14 protein-coding genes are annotated in these 16,881 nt (G+C 71.7%); 9 read left to right on the top strand and 5 right to left on the bottom strand.

The genetic code is table 11. The annotated features are described in order from the left end of the window. Nucleotides 1–119: 119 nt before the first annotated feature. Nucleotides 120–977, top strand: coding sequence for a 3-hydroxyacyl-CoA dehydrogenase (locus FGI33_RS12485; protein WP_119434376.1), 858 nt, complete (start codon nt 120–122; stop codon nt 975–977). 96 nt (nt 978–1,073) lie between these two features. After that, nucleotides 1,074–1,712, top strand: coding sequence for a LysE family translocator (locus FGI33_RS12490; RefSeq protein WP_119434375.1), 639 nt, complete (start codon nt 1,074–1,076; stop codon nt 1,710–1,712). On the opposite strand, the gene FGI33_RS12495 is transcribed toward FGI33_RS12490, so the two are convergent. Next, entirely contained in the window at nt 1,709–2,287 is a 579-nt protein-coding gene (locus FGI33_RS12495) for a TetR/AcrR family transcriptional regulator (RefSeq protein ID WP_237581968.1), read from the bottom strand. The two genes, FGI33_RS12490 and FGI33_RS12495, sit on opposite strands and share 4 nt — an antisense overlap. 67 nt (nt 2,288–2,354) lie before the next feature. Here FGI33_RS12495 and FGI33_RS12500 point away from each other — a divergent pair, with 67 nt between their 5' ends. After that, on the top strand, nt 2,355–4,979 hold the full coding sequence (locus FGI33_RS12500; protein WP_237581969.1) for an MMPL family transporter: 2,625 nt from the start codon (nt 2,355–2,357) through the stop codon (nt 4,977–4,979). A 30-nt stretch (nt 4,980–5,009) separates the two neighbouring features. Here FGI33_RS12500 and FGI33_RS12505 read toward each other — a convergent pair whose 3' ends face one another. Next, nucleotides 5,010–6,221 carry an ROK family transcriptional regulator gene (locus FGI33_RS12505; RefSeq protein WP_119434234.1) on the bottom strand — a complete coding sequence of 404 codons (1,212 nt, stop codon included), beginning with the start codon at nt 6,219–6,221 and terminating at the stop codon, nt 5,010–5,012. A 229-nt stretch (nt 6,222–6,450) separates the two neighbouring features. On the opposite strand from FGI33_RS12505, the gene FGI33_RS12510 reads away from it, so the two are divergent. From FGI33_RS12510 to FGI33_RS12535, 6 genes are all read left to right on the top strand, one after another. After that, nucleotides 6,451–7,794 (top strand): ABC transporter substrate-binding protein, encoded by a 1,344-nt coding sequence (locus tag FGI33_RS12510; RefSeq protein ID WP_119401267.1) that lies wholly within the window; start codon nt 6,451–6,453, stop codon nt 7,792–7,794. After that, nucleotides 7,791–8,735 carry a carbohydrate ABC transporter permease gene (locus tag FGI33_RS12515; RefSeq protein ID WP_204587721.1) on the top strand — a complete coding sequence of 315 codons (945 nt, stop codon included), beginning with the start codon at nt 7,791–7,793 and terminating at the stop codon, nt 8,733–8,735. Before FGI33_RS12510 ends, FGI33_RS12515 begins: the two co-directional genes overlap by 4 nt. Nucleotide 8,736: 1 nt before the next feature. Further along, nucleotides 8,737–9,618 (top strand): carbohydrate ABC transporter permease, encoded by an 882-nt coding sequence (locus FGI33_RS12520; RefSeq protein ID WP_119434235.1) that lies wholly within the window; start codon nt 8,737–8,739, stop codon nt 9,616–9,618. A 5-nt stretch (nt 9,619–9,623) separates the two neighbouring features. Beyond that, nucleotides 9,624–10,802 (top strand): Gfo/Idh/MocA family protein, encoded by a 1,179-nt coding sequence (locus FGI33_RS12525; protein ID WP_119434239.1) that lies wholly within the window; start codon nt 9,624–9,626, stop codon nt 10,800–10,802. After that, complete coding sequence (locus FGI33_RS12530) at nt 10,799–11,620, top strand: ThuA domain-containing protein (protein ID WP_119434236.1); 822 nt, start codon at nt 10,799–10,801, stop codon at nt 11,618–11,620. The genes FGI33_RS12525 and FGI33_RS12530 overlap by 4 nt, the downstream gene beginning before the upstream one ends. A 72-nt stretch (nt 11,621–11,692) precedes the next feature. Next, nucleotides 11,693–13,540, top strand: a complete 1,848-nt coding sequence (locus tag FGI33_RS12535) for a glycoside hydrolase family 2 protein (protein ID WP_119434237.1) — start codon at nt 11,693–11,695, stop codon at nt 13,538–13,540. Between the two features lie 101 nt (nt 13,541–13,641). Here FGI33_RS12535 and FGI33_RS12540 read toward each other — a convergent pair whose 3' ends face one another. Genes FGI33_RS12540 through FGI33_RS12550 form a run of 3 tightly spaced genes read right to left on the bottom strand, consistent with a single transcriptional unit; the run spans nt 13,642 to nt 16,880 of the window. Then, a complete protein-coding gene (locus FGI33_RS12540) occupies nt 13,642–14,523 on the bottom strand; it encodes a carbohydrate ABC transporter permease (protein ID WP_119434238.1) in 882 nt (293 codons plus the stop codon). Then, a complete protein-coding gene (locus FGI33_RS12545) occupies nt 14,520–15,515 on the bottom strand; it encodes a carbohydrate ABC transporter permease (protein ID WP_237581970.1) in 996 nt (331 codons plus the stop codon). The genes FGI33_RS12540 and FGI33_RS12545 overlap by 4 nt, the downstream gene beginning before the upstream one ends. 42 nt (nt 15,516–15,557) lie before the next feature. Beyond that, nucleotides 15,558–16,880 carry an ABC transporter substrate-binding protein gene (locus FGI33_RS12550; protein WP_119401262.1) on the bottom strand — a complete coding sequence of 441 codons (1,323 nt, stop codon included), beginning with the start codon at nt 16,878–16,880 and terminating at the stop codon, nt 15,558–15,560. Nucleotide 16,881 lies beyond the last annotated feature (1 nt).

The following is a 16,881-nucleotide window of genomic DNA, read 5'->3' on the forward strand; positions in this document are numbered from 1 at the left end:
GGGACGCGGCTGTCCGCTGGCCGCACGCGCCGGTCGGGCCCCGTCGACCGGTGCTTCGCTGGGAGGGCCGGCGCCGGGGATCCACCCGCCGCCGCGAACCGCCGACGAAGGAGTCCCCCATGCCCGCATTCGCGAACGTCACCGTGCTCGGAGCCGGCGTGCTCGGCGCGCAGATCGCGTTCCAGGCCGCGAACCACGGGAAGACCGTGACCGCGTACGACGTGGACGACGCGGCGCTCGAGGCCGCGCGCGGACGGCTCGACGCGATCGTCGCGCAGTACGTCGGCGAGACCGGCGAGGACAGCAGGGAGTCCGCGACAGCCGCCGCCGCGGGGATCACGCTGACGAGCGATCTCGCGGCCGCCGTCGCCGACGCCGGCCTCGTGATCGAGGCGGTCCCCGAGTCCCTCGAGCTCAAGCAGGACGTCTACCGCCGCATCGCCGAGGCCGCCCCCGAGCGCACGGTCTTCGCCACCAACTCGTCGACGCTCCTGCCCAGCGCGATCGCCGACGCCACCGGCCGCCCCGACCGATTCCTCGCCCTGCACTTCGCGAACCACGTCTGGCGGCAGAACACGGCCGAGATCATGGGTACGCCAGCGACGTCGCCCGAGGTGTTCGACCGGGTCGTCGCGTTCGCCGAGGAGATCGGCATGGTCCCGATCCCGCTGAAGAAGGAGCAGCCGGGCTACGTGCTCAACTCGCTGCTCGTGCCGCTGCTCGAGGCGGCGGCGGGCCTCGTGCTGACGGGCGTCGCGGATCCGAAGACGGTCGACACCACCTGGCGCATCGCCACGGGCGCGCCCCTCGGCCCGTTCCAGATCTACGACGTCGTCGGCCTCCGCACGGCCTACGCGATCTCCGCGGCGAGCGACGAGCCGGGCGCGCAGGCGTGGGCGGCGCACCTCAAGAGCGAGTACCTCGACCAGGGCAAGCTCGGCGTGGAGTCGGGCGAGGGGTTCTACACGTACCGGTGAGGCCGCGGGGCCACGACGGGCCCCGCCCCGCGCGTGCGCCAAGCTGGTGCTCCCGGCCGCGGACCACCCGCCGCCGACCCGTGAGGAGGCACCCGCATGATCACCCTGGCCGCTGCATCCGCCATGGCGCTCGTCGCCCTCGGGATGGTCCTCACGCCGGGCCCGAACATGATGTACCTCGTCTCGCGCAGCATCAGCCAGGGCCGTCGCGCGGGACTCGTCTCGCTGGCCGGCACCGGCGTGGGCTTCGTCGTCTACATGACCATGGCCAACGTCGGCCTCGCCGCCGTCTTCGTCGTGGTCCCGTGGCTCTACACGGCGCTCAAGGTCGCCGGCGCGGCGTACCTGCTGTGGCTCGCGTACTCGACGCTGCGCCCCGGCGGCGCCTCCGTCTTCGACACGCGCGACCTGCCCCGCGACTCCACCGCGAAGCTGTTCCGCATGGGCCTCGTCACGAACCTGCTCAACCCGAAGGCCGCGATCATGTACCTCGCGCTCATCCCGCAGTTCGTCGACCGGGCCGCGGGCGACGTCGTCGCGCAGGGCTTCCAGCTCGGGGCGGTGCAGATCCTGGTGAGCCTCGCTGTCAACGCGGGGATCGTCCTCGCGGCCGGCTCGATCGCCGTCTTCCTGCGCGGTCGACCCCGGTGGATGCGCTGGCAGCGCTGGGCCACCGGCGGCCTGCTCGGTGCCGTCGGCGTGAAGCTCGCCATCGAGGCGCCGGCGCCGGCCTAGGCCCGGCCGGATCCCAGCACGAACCGCACCAGCCGCGTCACGCTCTCCGAGTGGTCGCCCTTCCGGCCGAGCACGCGCAGCACGATGACGCCGAGGATCGCCTGGCCGAGCTCGTCGACGGGCGCGTCGGCGGGGAGCTGGCCCGCGCGGATCCCCGAGGCCAGGCGCTCGGACAGGTCGCGGTCGACGCCGAGGCTCGCGCTCAGGCTGTCGCCCACGGCCGCGTCCTCGGCGGCGGCCGCGACGAGCGAGCGGACGAGCGGGCCTCCGGTGGGCGCATCCAGCACGGCGAGCACGCCCGTGAGCCAGCGCTCGATGTCGGCGAGGAGGTCGCCCGTGTCGGGCACGGCGAACTCCACCGGGATCAGCCGCCCCTCGGTCATGCACTCGGCGATGAGGGCACCGCGCGACGGCCACCACCGATAGATCGTCTGCTTGCCGACGCCGGCCTCCTTGGCGACGCCCTCGATCGTGAGGTGGTCGTAGCCGACGGCGTGGATGAGGCGCACGGTCGCGCCGAGGATCGCCTCCCGGGCCGCTTCGCTGCGGACCCGTCCGGTTCGGTGCTCGTTCACCTGCACAGGGTAGCTCCAGAAACTAGACGAGACGTAGCGTATCGTCGAAGCGTCTGAGGGAGATGACATGGCGTCAGTGCTGTACCGGCTCGGTTCGATGGCCGCGCGTCGCGCGTGGCTCGTGATCGTCTCGTGGGTGGTGATCCTCGGGATCGGCGTGGGCTCGTTCCTCGCGTTCGCGGGCACCCTCGGCAACAGCTTCGACATCCCCGGCACGGCGTCCGGCGCCGTCACCGACGAGCTCGCGCAGACGCTCCCCGACACCGCGGGCGGCACCGGCACGGTCGTCTACCGCACCGCCGACGGCTCGGCCTTCACTGACCAGCAGAAGCAGGACATCTCCGCCCTCGCCACCAGCGCGGGCGACCTGCCGGGCGTCGCGCGCGTGGTGGATCCGTTCGCCGTCACCCAGCAGCGCGCCGACCAGGCCGCGCAGCTCTCCAGCGGCGACGACCAGATCACCGCGGGCCGCACGCAGCTCGACCAGGCGCAGCAGCAGCTCGACGCCGGCAAGGCGCAGCTCGACGCGGGCCAGCAGCAGCTCACCGCCGCGCGCCAGCAGGCCGAGGCCGCGGGCGCGCCCGCCGCGCAGATCGCCGCGCTCGACGCGCAGCAGGCCCAGCTCGACCAGCAGACGCAGGCCCTCCAGCAGCAGCAGGCGACCGTCGACTCCTCGCGCGCGCAGCTCGAGTCCGGCGCCGAGCAGGCCGAGCTCGGCCGCACGCTCCTCGGCCTCACGGACGGCATCGGCGTGGTCTCGGAGGACGGCTCGACGGCCATCGTCAACGTCTCCTTCACGGATCCGCGCCTCGAGCTCTCCGAGGAGACCAAGGAGGAGGCCATCGCGCACTTCCAGGACTCCCCCGTCGCCGGCACGAGCGTCGACTTCGCGACCGACCTCGCGCAGGGCGTCCCCGAGATCTTCGGCATCGGCGAGGTCGTCGGCCTCGTGTTCGCGGCCATCGTGCTCATCGTGATGCTCGGCACGCTCATCGCCGCGTCGCTCCCCATCGTCACCGCGGTGGTCGGCGTGGGCGTCGGCGTCACCGCCTCGCTCGCGTTCTCCGGCGTCGTCGACATGGCGTCGGTGACCCCGGTGCTGGGCGTGATGCTCGGCCTCGCGGTCGGCATCGACTACTCCCTCTTCATCGTCAACCGGCACCGGAAGCAGATGCTCGCGGGCACCGGCGTGCGCGAGTCGATCGGGCTGGCGAACGGCACGTCGGGCACGGCGGTCGTGTTCGCGGGATCCACGGTGATCGTCGCCCTCCTCGCCCTCAACATTACGGGCGTACCGTTCCTCGGCCTGATGGGCACGGTCGGCGCCGTCTGCGTGCTCGTCGCGGTGCTCGTCGCCATCACGCTCACGCCCGCGGTGCTCGGCCTCGCCGGGACGCGCGTGCTGCGGAAGCGCGACCGCGCGGCGGCGGCCGAGGCCGGATCCGCGGCCCACCCGCAGGAGGCTTCGAAGACCCTGAAGCCCATGTCGAACGCGCGCGCCGTGCTGACGGTGCTCGGCACGGTGGTCGCCCTGCTCGTGATCGCGATCCCGAGCCTGTCGATGCGGCTCGGCCTGCCCGACGGATCCAGCGAGCCGGCCGGATCCACCAGCGAGCGCGCCTTCACGACGGTCGCCGACGAGTTCGGCGAGGGCGCCAACGGCCCGCTGCTCGTGGTCGCCGACGTGCCCGCCGGCCTCGCCGACGACGACCTCCTCGCCACGCAGGTCGAGGTCGCGCAGGCGCTGCACGACCTCGACGACGTGGTGGCGGTCGCCCCCGTCGCGAACACCGACGACAACACGGTCCTCGCGTTCCAGGTGCTCCCCGAGGAGGGCCCCAACAGCGCGTCGACCGAGGAGCTCGTGCAGGACATCCGCGCGCTGCCCGAGCTCGACGGCGGGATCACGCTCGGCGTCGCCGGGCAGGCCGCCACCAACATCGACATCTCCGAGGCGCTGGCCGCGGTGCTGCCGCTCTACCTGCTCGTGGTGGTCGGCTTGTCGCTGCTGATCCTGATCGTCGTGTTCCGCTCGATCCTGCTGCCCCTGATCGCGACCGGCGGGTTCGTGCTGTCGCTCTTCGCGACCTACGGCCTCATCGTCGCGGTGTTCCAGTTCGGCTGGGGCGCGGGGCTCATCGGGCTGGAGAGCCCGGGGCCGATCCTGAGCTTCCTGCCGGTGATCCTCGTCGGGATCCTGTTCGGGCTCGCGATGGACTACCAGCTGTTCCTCGCGAGCGGCATGCGGGAGGCGTACGTGCACGGCGCCGAGGCGCGGCTCGCGGTGGTGCAGGGCTTCCGGGCCGGGCGCGCGGTCGTCACGGCGGCGGCCCTCATCATGGTGTCGGTGTTCGGCGGGTTCATCTTCTCCGAGTCGACCATCATCCGGTCCATCGGCTTCGGCCTCGCGTTCGGCGTGCTCCTCGACGCGTTCGTGGTGCGGATGCTGCTGATGCCCGCGCTCATGCACCTGCTGGGCCGCTCGGCCTGGTGGCTGCCGCGGTGGCTCGACCGGATCCTGCCGGACGTCGACATCGAGGGCGCCGCGCTCGAGCGCACGCACCCGCACGCGTCGGCTCCGGCCGTCGACCTCCCCGCGGGCCTCCCGGCGGACGGCGGGCACGGCGCCCACGCGGCCGCGCCCACGACGTCCACGATTCAGGCCGAGACGGCGGCCGCGCCGCGCGACTGACCCGCGGCGCACCGCGCAGCGCCGGCGTCCTCACCCCATGACGAGGACGCCGGTATGCGGCGCCAGGAAGCTGTCGAGCACGAGCTCGGCGGCGCCCTGCGCGGCGATCTGCTCGCCCACCGCGCTGCCCACCACCCGGAAGTCGGGGCGCGGCACGACGAGCTCGCGCCGCACCGCGTCCTCGAGCACGGGGAGGAACGCGTCACGGAGCCGGTTCCACGCGGGTCCGCCGAGCACCGCGCGCGGCACGTCGAGGAGGTTGACGAGCACCGCGATGCCCGACGCCACCCGACGGGCGGCGCGGGCCAGCAGCGCGACGGCCGCCGGGTCGCCGGCACTCGCCAGCTCCGACAGGCGCGTCAGCGCGTCGTCGAGCGCGAGGTAGTCGGCGAGGTCGGGCAGCGGCATGAGGCCCGCCTGCACCGCCTGGATCACGAGCGCCTCCGGCACGCACGCCGCCGCCAGCCCGCCGCGGCGGCCGCCCCAGCCGAGGTCCTCCGCGGCGGGATCCACGAGGATGTCGCCGATCTCGCCGATGTTGTTGCTCACCCCGCGCAGCACCCGGCCCTCGGCGACGACCGAGGCGCCCACGCCGGATCCGAGGTACAGGAACAGGAAGTCGGCGTCGGCGGAGGCGCGCAGTTCCGCGGTCGCGGCGGCCGTCACGTCCTTGTCGAGCAGCACCGGGAGGCCGGTCGCATCGTGCAGGTCGGCGCGCAGGCGCACGTGCCGCCAGCGCGGGAGCTGGGGCGGCGCGATCATGACGCCGGTCCGGACGTCGAGCGGACCCGGCACCGCGACGCCCAGGCCGAGGACGCGCGCGCGGTCGACGCCGGACGCCCGGATCATCTCGTCGACGCTCGCGGCGATGAGTGCGGTCGTGTCGTCGGGGTCGGGCGACTGCGGGGTGCGGAGCTCGCGGCGGTCACGGATCCCGCCCGCGATGTCGAGCAGGAGCACGGTGAGGCGGGCCGGGTCCACGTGCACGCCGACCGCGCACGCGCCGTCGGGATCCACCGAGAGCGGGATGCTCGGCCGGCCGCGGCTCGTGTCGGCGGGCGCGCTCTCGCGGATCATGCCCGTGTCGATGAGCCGCCGGGTGATGTTCGAGATGGTCTGCGAGGCGAGCCCGGAGACGCGCTGCAGGTCGGCCCGGCTGCGCCCCGGATCCCGCCGCACCAGGTCGAGCACGACCGCCTGGTTGTAGTCCGCCAGCCGCGGGAGGTTGCTGCCTCGGGGCACGTCGCCTCCTCGGGGTCCGGCCGGCGCCCGCGGACGGACGTCCCCCGGCGTCCGTCGAAGCTACCGCAGCCGGAGGGTTCCGCCGAGGCGGCCGCGGCGAGCGGACTGGCGATCCCGGTGGTCGCCCCCGTTGACGCCCATGACCTCATGTCCTAACATCGCTCCCAGCGCTTTATCCCATCGAAGTGGCAAAGTGGCCGACGGATGCGGCGCGGAGAGAGGCATCGCAATGAAGCGTTCCCGCGTGATCGCGGCCCTCGTCACCGGAACCGTCGCGGTCGGGCTCAGCGCCTGCTCCAGCGGCGGCGGATCGGCCGACGACGGACCCGTGACCATCACCATCATGGAGACCAAGCAGACCAACATCGACGCCATCGGGAAGGTCATCCCCGGCTTCGAGGCCGCGATGAAGGAGCAGGGCAAGGACGTCAAGGTCGACCTCATCGCCGACCAGCTGACCGACGAGCAGTTCATGACCAAGATGACCCAGCAGCTCATCGCCGGCCAGGCGCCGGACGTGCTGGACATCGGCGAGAACATGGCGATCGCGTGGTCCTCCGCCGGCTACCTCGCGCCGCTCGACGACTACCTCGCCGACTGGGACGGCTACTCGCACTACTACCCCGCCGTGAAGGAGGCGATGACCCGCCAGGACGGGAGCGTCTACAGCCTCCCCTCCGGCGCGGGCGTCCTCAACCTCTTCATCCGCCAGGACGTGCTGACCGAGGTCGGCGTCGACACCACCCAGCCCGAGACCTGGGACGAGCTGATCGACCGGCTCGTGCAGGTGAAGGAGAAGACCGGCGGCACCCCGATCGTCATCCCCGCGGGCACCGCGTGGGGCGGAGGCACCTGGGGCGAGGGCTTCCAGCCCCTGCTCGGCGGCACCGACACCGGCTACTACGACACCGAGACCGACACGTGGGACCTCCAGAGCCCCGGCTGGCTCGCGGTGTTCGACCTCTACGCCGAGCTGGTCGACAAGGGCCTCATGCCCGTCGAGGACCTGCAGAACCCGAACCCCTGGGAGCCCACGAAGTACGAGAAGTTCCCCGAGGGCGAGATCCAGGTCGCCGCGCAGGGCACGTGGGGCTGGAAGTTCGACTGGGGCCCCGAGGGCGCGACGCCCATCGACGGGCTCGACGAGAAGGTGACCACCTGGCAGTTCCCGGGCCTGCGCTCGGGCGACCAGCCGTACGGGTGGAGCAGCACCGGCGGCGGCTACGCGATCTCCGAGCAGTCCGAGAACAAGGACGCCGCGATGGAGTTCATCAAGTACCTCTCCACCGGCGAGCCCCTCGCGGAGCAGCTGACGGCCTCGGGTGCCGCCTCCGCCCGCGACGACCTCGACGACGTGGCGCCCTACTCCGAGGAGCCGCACCTGCTGCAGGCCGGCGAGGACCTCGCCGACAGCGTGTTCGTGGTGACGGGCGACGGCACGGACCAGATCGGCCAGGCGGTCGCCTCCGCGACGGAGCTGATCCTCAGCGGCAAGGCCGACGGCCAGGAGGCGTACGACGCGTTCGTGAAGAACGCGACGGACCTGCTCGGGCCGACCCTGGTGAAGGAGTGACGTCGGTCATCGACGCGGCGATCCCGGTGCGGGCGGCGGTCACGCCGCCCGCACCGGCGCGGAGGCGCCGGCGCTCGAACCTGCCCCTCGTCGCGCTCCTGCTCGGACCCTCGGCGCTGCTCATCGCGCTCTTCATCGTCCTGCCCGCGGTCTACAGCGTCTGGCTCAGCCTGACCAACACGCAGCTCACGGGCTTCGCGGCCCGCGACCCGAAGTTCGTCGGCCTCGACAACTACGTCTACCTCCTCACGAACGCCGACTTCCTCGGATCGCTCGGGCAGACCGGCACGTTCCTGCTGTTCTCGGCCCTCATCGGCCAGACCGTGCTCGGCATGGTCGCCGCGATCGTCCTCAGCCGGCCGTGGATCCGTGGCAAGGGCTTCTTCGGCGCGGCCGTGCTCATGCCGATGGTGGTCCCCGAGGTCGTCGCCGCCCTCACCTGGGCGAGCGTGCTCGCGACCAGCCCGGAGGGCACGCTCAACCGGCTGACCGCGGTGTTCGGCGAGGAGCCGACCGCGTGGCTGCAGACGGCGCCGATGCTCGCGATCATCCTGGTCAACATCTGGCGGGGCGTGGCCTTCGCGATGATCATGTTCCAGGCCGCCCTCGAGGACGTCCCGGTCGAGCTGATCGAGGCGGCGCGCATGGATGGCGCGAAGGCCGCGCAGATCTTCCGCCATGTCACCCTGCCGCTGATCCGCGGGCCGGTGTTCCTCTACCTCCTGCTCACGACCATCAGCACCGTCGGCGTGTTCGGGCTCGTGTACTTCCTCACCCGGGGAGGCCCCGGCGGGCAGACGCGCCTCGCCGCCATCTACATCTACGAGCGCGCGCTCCAGTTCTCGCAGATCGGGATCGGCAGCGCCGCGTCGATCATCCTGCTCGTGATCGTCCTCGTGCTCGGCGCGGTCTACATCCGCCTGGCGAAGGTGGAGGTGTGACATGACCGCCTTCCCGGAACGCACCCCCGCGACCCTGCCCGGCCGGCCGCGACGCCGCCCGCTCACGCCCGGCGCCGTCGCCCAGCGCGGCGTCGGCTACGCGCTGATCATCGCGCTGGGGCTGTTCTGCCTCGTCCCGTTCGCGTGGGTCGCCTTCAGCGCCTTCGACGCGGACGCCGGCGCCACCGTGCAGCTCCCCGCCTTCTCGCTCGACAACTTCGCCCGGTTCTTCACCGCGCCCGGCACGCCGATGCTCCTGGTGAACAGCCTCGTGATCGCCATCTCGTCGACGGCGCTCAACCTCGCGCTCGGGATCGCCGGCGGCTACGCGCTCTCGCGCTTCGCCTTCCCCGGGCGCCGGTTCTTCATGTTCGCGATCCTGCTCATCCGCGTGATCCCGGCGCCCGCGACCATCGTCGCGCTGTACCTGATCATGGTGAACCTGCACCTGGCCAACACGCTGCACGGCCTGATCATCGTGCAGGCCGTCAGCGGCCTCCCGGTCACCCTCTGGCTGATGAAGGGGACGGTCGACGCCGTCCCCATCGAGCTCGAGGAGGCCGCGTGGACGGACGGCAACACGCGGCTCCAGGGCGCGCGCCGCATCGTGCTGCCCCTCATCGGGCCCGGGCTCGGCGCCGCCGCGATGCTCATGTTCATGGGCTCGTGGGGCGACTTCCTCACGCCGCTCGTGCTGCTGCAGGATCAGGAGCTCTACCCGCTCGCCATCGGCCTGTTCCGAGCCTTCAGCGAACGGAACGTGGTCGACTGGGGGCTCCTGGCCGCGAGCGCGGTCGTCTACGTCCTCCCGCCCGCCGTGCTGTACGTCGTCGCTCGCAAGCACCTCCTCAAGTCCAGCCTGGGCGGAGCGCTGAAGGGATGACCACCATGACCGATGTCCGAGAGGACCCGGCCTCCCCGTCCGGCTCCGACGACGCGCGCCTGCCCGTCGTGGTGGTGGGGGCAGGCGCCATGGGCGGCGCGTGGATCCGCATGCTCGCCGACTCCCCGCACGCCGCGCCCGTCGGAGTGGTCGACCTCGACGTGCCGCTCGCCGAGTCCGCCGTGCGCGACGCCGGGCTCGACGGCGTCGCCGTCGGGGCCTCCGTCGCCGAGGTCGCGGCGCGCTCCGGCGCCCGCGCCGTGGTGAACGTGACCGTGCCGCAGGCGCACCGCGTCGTCAACGAGCAGGCGCTCCGCGCGGGCCTCCCCGTGCTGTGCGAGAAGCCGCTCGCGCCCACCGTCGCGGAGGCGCTCCGCCAGGTCGCGCTCGCGGACATCACGGGCGGCCTCCTCATGGTCAGCCAGTCGCGCCGCTACTTCACGCACCTCACGGCGTTCCGCGAGGCGGTCGCGCAGGTCGGCCCGCTCGCGGTGGTGCACGCGCAGTTCCTGCACGAGGACCACGAGCCCGGCTTCCGCGAGCAGATGGCGCACCCGCTGCTCGTCGACATGTCCATCCACCACTTCGACCAGCTGCGCTACGCGACCGGCGAGGAGCCCGTGGCCGTGCGCTGCAGCTCGTGGAACCCGCCGTGGAGCTGGTTCACGGGCGACGCGGCCGCGACCGCGGACTTCGAGCTCGCGTCCGGCGCGCGCTTCGCGTACGTCGGCAGCCGCTGCACGCCCGGCATGCCCACGTCGTGGAACGCCGACTGGCGCGCCTACGGCGAGCGCGGCGCCGCGCACTGGGACGGTGACGACGTCGTCGGCCTCGACGTCCCGGACGGCCGGTTCCAGGTGCCCGAGCACCCCGAGGGCATCGCCGCGTCGCTCGAGGAGTTCGTCGGATCCCTCCGCGCCGGCACCACCCCGCAGAGCGAGGTGCGGCACAACGTGCTCAGCCTCGCGATGGTCGAGGGCGCGATCCGCAGCAGCGAGCGGGGCGGCGAGCGCGTCGTCATCGCCGACCTGCTCGAGGACGCGCTCGCCCAGGCGATCGCCGACGAGCGCAGCGCCGACGTCGCCGACCTGCTCCGCTCGTGGACGAGCGCGGCCGACGGCATCCGCACCCCGGCCTGGGGATCCGCCCCTGCCGCCACCACCACCCCGGGAGGGACCCCGTGACCGACACGACCACCACCCCCATCCGCGTCGTCGTCTGGGGCGAGCACCGGCACGAGAGGATCAACCCCGTCGTCGCCGGCATCTACCCGGACGGCATGCACAGCACGATCGCCGACGGGATCCGCGCCCTCCTCGGCGCCGACGCCGACGTCACGACGCGCGTGCTCGACGACCCCGAGCACGGCATGACAGAGGAGCTCCTCGCCCGGACCGACGTCCTGCTCTGGTGGGGCCACACCGCGCACGAGGAGGTGGCGGACGAGGTCGTCGACCGGATCCAGCGCCACGTGCTCGAGGGGATGGGCATCATCGTGCTGCACTCCGGGCACCACTCGAAGATCTTCCGCCGGCTGATGGGCACCACCTGCAGCCTGCGCTGGCGCAACGACGGCGACAGCGAGCTCGTGTGGACGGTGGCGCCGCGGCACCCCATCACCGAGGGCGTGTCGCAGCCCATCCAGATCCCGGGGCAGGAGATGTACGGCGAGTTCTTCGACATCCCCGAGCCCGACGAGCTGGTCTTCATCAGCAGCTTCTCCGGCGGCGAGGTGTTCCGCAGCGGCATCACGTACAAGCGCGGTTACGGGCGGGTCTTCTACTTCAGCCCCGGCGACGAGGTCTACCCCGTCTACCACCACCCCGACGTGCAGCGCGTGATCGCGAACGGCGTGCGCTGGGCGCGGCCGGAGCGGGCGCGCGAGTCGTACCTGGTCACGCCGATGTACCTCACGGGCCGGTTCCATCAGCCCGTCCTGGGGCGGCCCGGCGCGCTCGTCGACTACCACACGGGCGAGCCCGTGCACCTCGACGAGGGCTGATCCCCGCCGCACGACTCCCGCGCCACGCACCCCGACCGACCGCCCGACCCCCGACCAGGAGGCCCCCCGATCGTGACCGACAGCACCTCGACCACCCCCACCCCTTCCATCCCCAAGCCCGAGCACCCGCGTCCGCAGTCCACGCGCCCCGACTGGCTGAACCTCAACGGCCCGTGGGGCTTCGAGCGCGACCGCGGCGACAGCGGGCTCGAGCGCGGGCTCCTCGAGCGGGAGCTCGCGGAGGAGATCCTCGTGCCGTTCGCGCCGGAGTCCACCGCGTCGGGCATCGGCGACGTCGACTTCCTCACGGCGGTCTGGTACCGCCGCACCGTGCGGATCCCCGCGGGCTGGAGCGGCCGCCGCGTCCTCCTCCACTTCGGCGCCGTCGACCACGACGCGACCGTGTGGGTGGGCGGCGAGGAGGTCGCCCGGCACCGCGGCGGCTTCACGTCGTTCACGGCCGACCTCGGCATGCGGGCCGACGAGGAGGAGCTGACCATCGTGGTCCGCGCCCGCGACACCCGCGACGAGCCGCAGGCCCGCGGCAAGCAGGCGACCTGGTTCGAGAACACGGCCTGCTTCTACACGCGCACCACCGGGATCTGGCAGACGGTGTGGCTGGAGCCCGTGCCCGAGGCCCACATCCGCTCGGCGCACATCGAGCCGCAGCGCGCGGACTCCTCCTTCACCGTGACGCCCGAGCTCTCGCACCGCACGGCCGGCCTGGCGTTCGAGGCTGTCCTCGCGGACGCCGACGGCGAGATCACGCGGTCGCGGATCGGCGCGGGCGACCTGGGCGCGCGCGTCACGCTGCGCATCCCCGAGGATCGCGTGCGGCTCTGGTCGCCCGAGGACCCGTACCTCTACGACATCACGCTGCGCCTCGTCGACGCCGACGACGCCGTGGTCGACGAGGTCGCCTCCTACGGGGGCCTCCGCTCCATCGCGATCGACGGCCGCGACGTGCTCCTGAACGGCCGCCGCGTCTTCCAGCGGCTCGTGCTCGACCAGGGCTACTGGCCGGACACCCTCATGACCTCCCCCGACGACGCGGCGCTCGTCCGCGACATCGAGCTGTCGATGGCCGCGGGCTTCAACGGCGCGCGCCTGCACCAGAAGGTGTTCGAGGAGCGCTTCCTCTTCCACGCCGACCGGCTCGGCTACCTCGTCTGGGGCGAGTTCGGCGACTGGGGCGCGGGCGGCGGCATGGACAGGGACGCGCAGAAGCCGACGGCGTCGTTCATCACCCAGTGGATCGAGGCGGTCACGCGCGACCGCTCGCACCCGTCGATCGTCGGCTGGTGCCCGCTGAACGAGACGTACCAGGCGATCCACGACCGCATCACGCAGCTCGACGACGTGACCGCCGGCATGTACCTCGCCACCAAGGCCGCGGATCCGAGCCGTCCCGTCCTCGACGCGTCCGGCTACTCGCACCGCGTCCGCTCCTCCGACGTCTACGACTCGCACTCCTACGAGCAGGACCCGGAGGCCTTCCGCCGCGAGCAGGCGGGCCTCGCCGACGGCCGCCCGTTCGTCAACGACCTCGACGGCCGCGCGATCTCCGTGCCGTACGCCGGCCAGCCGTTCTTCCTCTCGGAGTACGGCGGCATCTGGTGGAACCCGGAGCAGATCGACCGCCCGCAGGACGACTCCGGCGACCCGGCGCGCGCCGTCTCGTGGGGCTACGGCGAGCGGGTCGCCTCGATGGAGGAGTGGTACGCGCGCTTCCGCGGCCTCACCGAGGTGCTGCTCGAGGATCCGCTCATGTTCGGCTACTGCTTCACGCAGCTCACCGACACGTTCCAGGAGGAGAACGGCATCTACGACTTCCACCGCCGGCCCAAGTTCGACATCGCGCGGATCCGCGAGGTGCAGGAGCAGCGGGCGGCGTACGAGGCGCGGGACGACGCGTCCTAGCCGCACGCTCACCGCACGACGAGAGCCCGCCCCCGCGATCCATCCGGATCACGGGGGCGGGCTCTCGTGCGGGGCGCGGCCTCACCCGCGCCCCGGCCGCGTCACCTCCCGGCGAGCGACCCGCCGATCCCGCCGACGCTGAAGTACTTGTTCAGGAAGGCGAAGATCAGCACGGGCGGCAGCATCATGATGACCGCGACCGCCATGACCGATCCCCAGTCCGCCGCGTTCTGCTGGAAGAACGTGTTGAGGCCGATGGGGAGGGTGTACTTCGTGAAGTCCTGCAGGAACAGGAGCGCGATGAGGTAGTCGTTCCAGGCCAGCAGGAACGAGAAGATCGCGGTCGAGAGGATGCCCGGCAGGCTGTTGCGCATCACGACGTGGATGAAGCCGCTGAACACGCTCGCGCCGTCCATCCAGGCCGCCTCCTCGAGCGTGATCGGGATGGAGTCGATGTACGCCGCCATCATCCAGATCGCGACCGACATGGTCGAGCCGATGTAGATGATCGCCACGCCCTGGAGCGTGTTGATGAGACCCATGGCCGAGAACGTGATGAACAGCGGGATCGCCGCCGTCACCACCGGCAGGGCCTGCACCACGAACAGGATGAGCGAGTACCCGGAGACGAGCTTCGACCGCGAGCGGCTGAGCACGTACCCGGCCGGCGCCGCGATGACGACCGAGACCACGACGGTGACGAGCGCGACGAGCAGGCTGTTGCCGAGCCAGATCATCACGTCGGTGCCGCCGAGCACGCGCTGGAAGTTCTCCAGCGTGAACCCGGTCGCCGTCGAGTTCTGCCCGGGCTGGGTGGAGAGGAACAGCACCGCGAGGATGGGCGTGATCACCACGAGCGTGATGATCGCGATGAACAGGAAGCGCCACCACTGGCCCTTCTGCTCCCGCTCCTTCGCCGACGTGCGCTTGATGTCGCCGACGGTCGCCGAGGTGGCGCCGCCGACGGCGAGTGCCTGGCTCATTCGATGTCCGCCTTCTTGATCTGCCGGTACAGCAGCGTCGACACGATGACGAGCACGGCCGTCATCATGAACGCCACGGCCGTGGCCGGACCGGTCTGCAGGTTCTGGAACGCCTGCTGGTACGCCAGCACGATCAGCGACGTCGTCGCGTTCACGGGACCGCCCTGCGTGAGCAGGAAGATCGTCGGGAAGTCGTTGACGCAGAAGATCGTCATCAGCACCCAGCTGATGTACGTGGTGCGGGAGATGATCGGGAGGGTCACGCCGCGGAACGCCTGCCAGGCGTTCGCGCCGTCCATCTTCGCCGCCTCGTAGACGTTGGTGTCCACCGACGCGAGCGCCGAGGACATCATCATCAGCATGAACGGGAAGCTGATCCAGACCTTGAAGACGCAGACCACGACCTGCGCCAGCACCGGGTCGCCGAGGAAGTTCGCGTCGGGGAACCCGAGCCTCTCCAGGATGATCGGCACCGGGCTCTGCGGCGTCGCCACCAGCCAGTTCCACGAGGTCGACGAGACGACCACCGGGACGATCCACGGCAGGAGCAGCAGCACCTTGAAGAGCCCGTTGGCCGGGATCCGCGTGCGCAGCAGCAGCGCGAGCGCCAGCCCCACGAGCCACGACCCGAACACGCCCACGACCGTGAACACGATCGTGAAGGTGGTCGCGTTGCGGAACGAGTCGGAGGTGAGCACGTTCGCGTAGTTCTCGAACCCGACGAACGGCGTCTGCCAGGGCAGCGTCGATGGCGTCCCCTGCTGGAGGGACTGCAGGAACGAGTACACGACGGGGTAGACGTTGAGCAGGATGAGCAGCAGGAGGGACGGCAGCGCGAACAGCGCCAGCGTCTTCCCCGCCCGCCCGAGCGGCGTCTTCCCCCGGCCCTTCCGCGGCGCGCTCGGCGGCCGACCGGGGCCGGCCACGCCGACGCCGCGGCGGGCCAGCCCGATCTTGTCGGCGACGCGGGTGTCGCGGGTGTCGACGGCCATCAGATCACCCCGTCCACGTCAGGGCCTCCGGTGCGACGCGGGTCACGCGCCGGCCTCCAGCTCCTTCTGCAGCGTCTCGAGGGCGGCCTTGGCCGTGACCGTGCCCCCGAGGACCGCCTGCGCGAACGAGATCGTCGGCTGCGTGCCGTCGACCTTGGTCACGTTCTGGAACACCGTGTTCGAGCCGGGGGCGCCCCAGGTCTTCGAGATGGGCTGCCAGTCGTTGAGGATCTTCGTGGTGTTCGGGTCGTCCGCGTACGCCTCGTCGGCGATGGACTTCAGCGGCGGCAGGCCGATGCCGGTCTGCTTCGTCCAGAGCGACTTCATGTTCTGGTAGTAGTACGTGAGGAACGCCTCGCTGTTCTCCTGGCTGGGCGTCGACTTGTACATCATGATGTTGTTCGGGAAGTAGAGCGCGCCCTTCTCGCCGCCGGGGCCCACGAGCGGGTCGCCCACCACCATCTGCGCCGCGGTCTCGGGCGTCACGTTGGCCGTGGCCCCCGCGCCGTCCCAGAACATGCCGAAGGTGCCGGCGTCCATCTGCTGGTACGCGTTGTCGGAGGTGTAGGTGGCGCTGCGGGGGTCCACGTAGCCGTTCTTCACCATGCCGAGCACCCACTCGACCGCCTGGATGTTGGCGTCGGTGACCACGTCCGGGTTCTGGTCGCCGTCGAAGAGGCCACCGCCGTTGTTGATCATGTGGGCGACGATCTGGTGGAAGCCGGTGAAGGCGCCGGCGCCCGAGCGGGTGCCGTAGCCGTAGACGCCGATCTTCTTGAGCGCGGCGCACGCGGCCTCGTAGGAGTCCCAGTCGGTCGGGACGTCGGCGCCGGCCTTCTCGAGGAGGTCCTTGCGGTACCAGTACATGCGCATGTCGAGGTTGTACGGGACGGCCGCGTAGCCGTTGGCCGTCTTCAGGGTGTCGACGAGGCCCGGGAGGAAGTCGTCGTAGATCCCGTTGCCCTTCCACGTCTCGATGAGGTCGTCCGCGTACGCGATCTTGCCCTGCGACTCGAAGAGGAACGCCGTCGTCCCGCCGCCCGAGCTCACGGCCGGGCCGTTGTTGGCGGCGACCGCGGTCGAGAAGGTCTGCGTGAAGTTGGCCCACTGGACCTGCTGGTAGCTCACGCCGCCCATGCCGCTGGCGGGCTTGTAGGCCGCGGAGATCGCCTTGTCCTCGGTGAGGAAGGCGGGCGCGCCCCAGGGCATGTTCCAGAACTTGAGGGGCGCGGCGGCGCCCGATGCGCCGCCTCCGCCGCCGCTGCAGGCGGCGAGGAGGCCGACGGCGGCGGCGCCGACGCCCGCGCTCAGGAGGGAACGTCGGGTGAGGCCGTTGCCGAAGGCGCTGGATGACTGCTGTGGCATT

Source organism: Clavibacter phaseoli, assembly GCF_021922925.1.
Taxonomy (GTDB): domain Bacteria; phylum Actinomycetota; class Actinomycetes; order Actinomycetales; family Microbacteriaceae; genus Clavibacter; species Clavibacter phaseoli.

What these genes read in the sequence shown, in the direction of transcription:
- FGI33_RS12510 (WP_119401267.1), top strand. Translation starts at nt 6,451, where the DNA reads ATGAAGCGTTCCCGCGTGATCGCGGCCCTCGTCACCGGAACCGTCGCG.
- FGI33_RS12520 (WP_119434235.1), top strand. Translation starts at nt 8,737, where the DNA reads ATGACCGCCTTCCCGGAACGCACCCCCGCGACCCTGCCCGGCCGGCCG.
- FGI33_RS12525 (WP_119434239.1), top strand. Translation starts at nt 9,624, where the DNA reads ATGACCGATGTCCGAGAGGACCCGGCCTCCCCGTCCGGCTCCGACGAC.
- FGI33_RS12540 (WP_119434238.1), bottom strand. Translation starts at nt 14,523, where the DNA reads ATGAGCCAGGCACTCGCCGTCGGCGGCGCCACCTCGGCGACCGTCGGC.
- FGI33_RS12490 (WP_119434375.1), top strand. Translation starts at nt 1,074, where the DNA reads ATGATCACCCTGGCCGCTGCATCCGCCATGGCGCTCGTCGCCCTCGGG.
- FGI33_RS12500 (WP_237581969.1), top strand. Translation starts at nt 2,355, where the DNA reads ATGGCGTCAGTGCTGTACCGGCTCGGTTCGATGGCCGCGCGTCGCGCG.
- FGI33_RS12550 (WP_119401262.1), bottom strand. Translation starts at nt 16,880, where the DNA reads ATGCCACAGCAGTCATCCAGCGCCTTCGGCAACGGCCTCACCCGACGT.
- FGI33_RS12485 (WP_119434376.1), top strand. Translation starts at nt 120, where the DNA reads ATGCCCGCATTCGCGAACGTCACCGTGCTCGGAGCCGGCGTGCTCGGC.
- FGI33_RS12545 (WP_237581970.1), bottom strand. Translation starts at nt 15,515, where the DNA reads ATGGCCGTCGACACCCGCGACACCCGCGTCGCCGACAAGATCGGGCTG.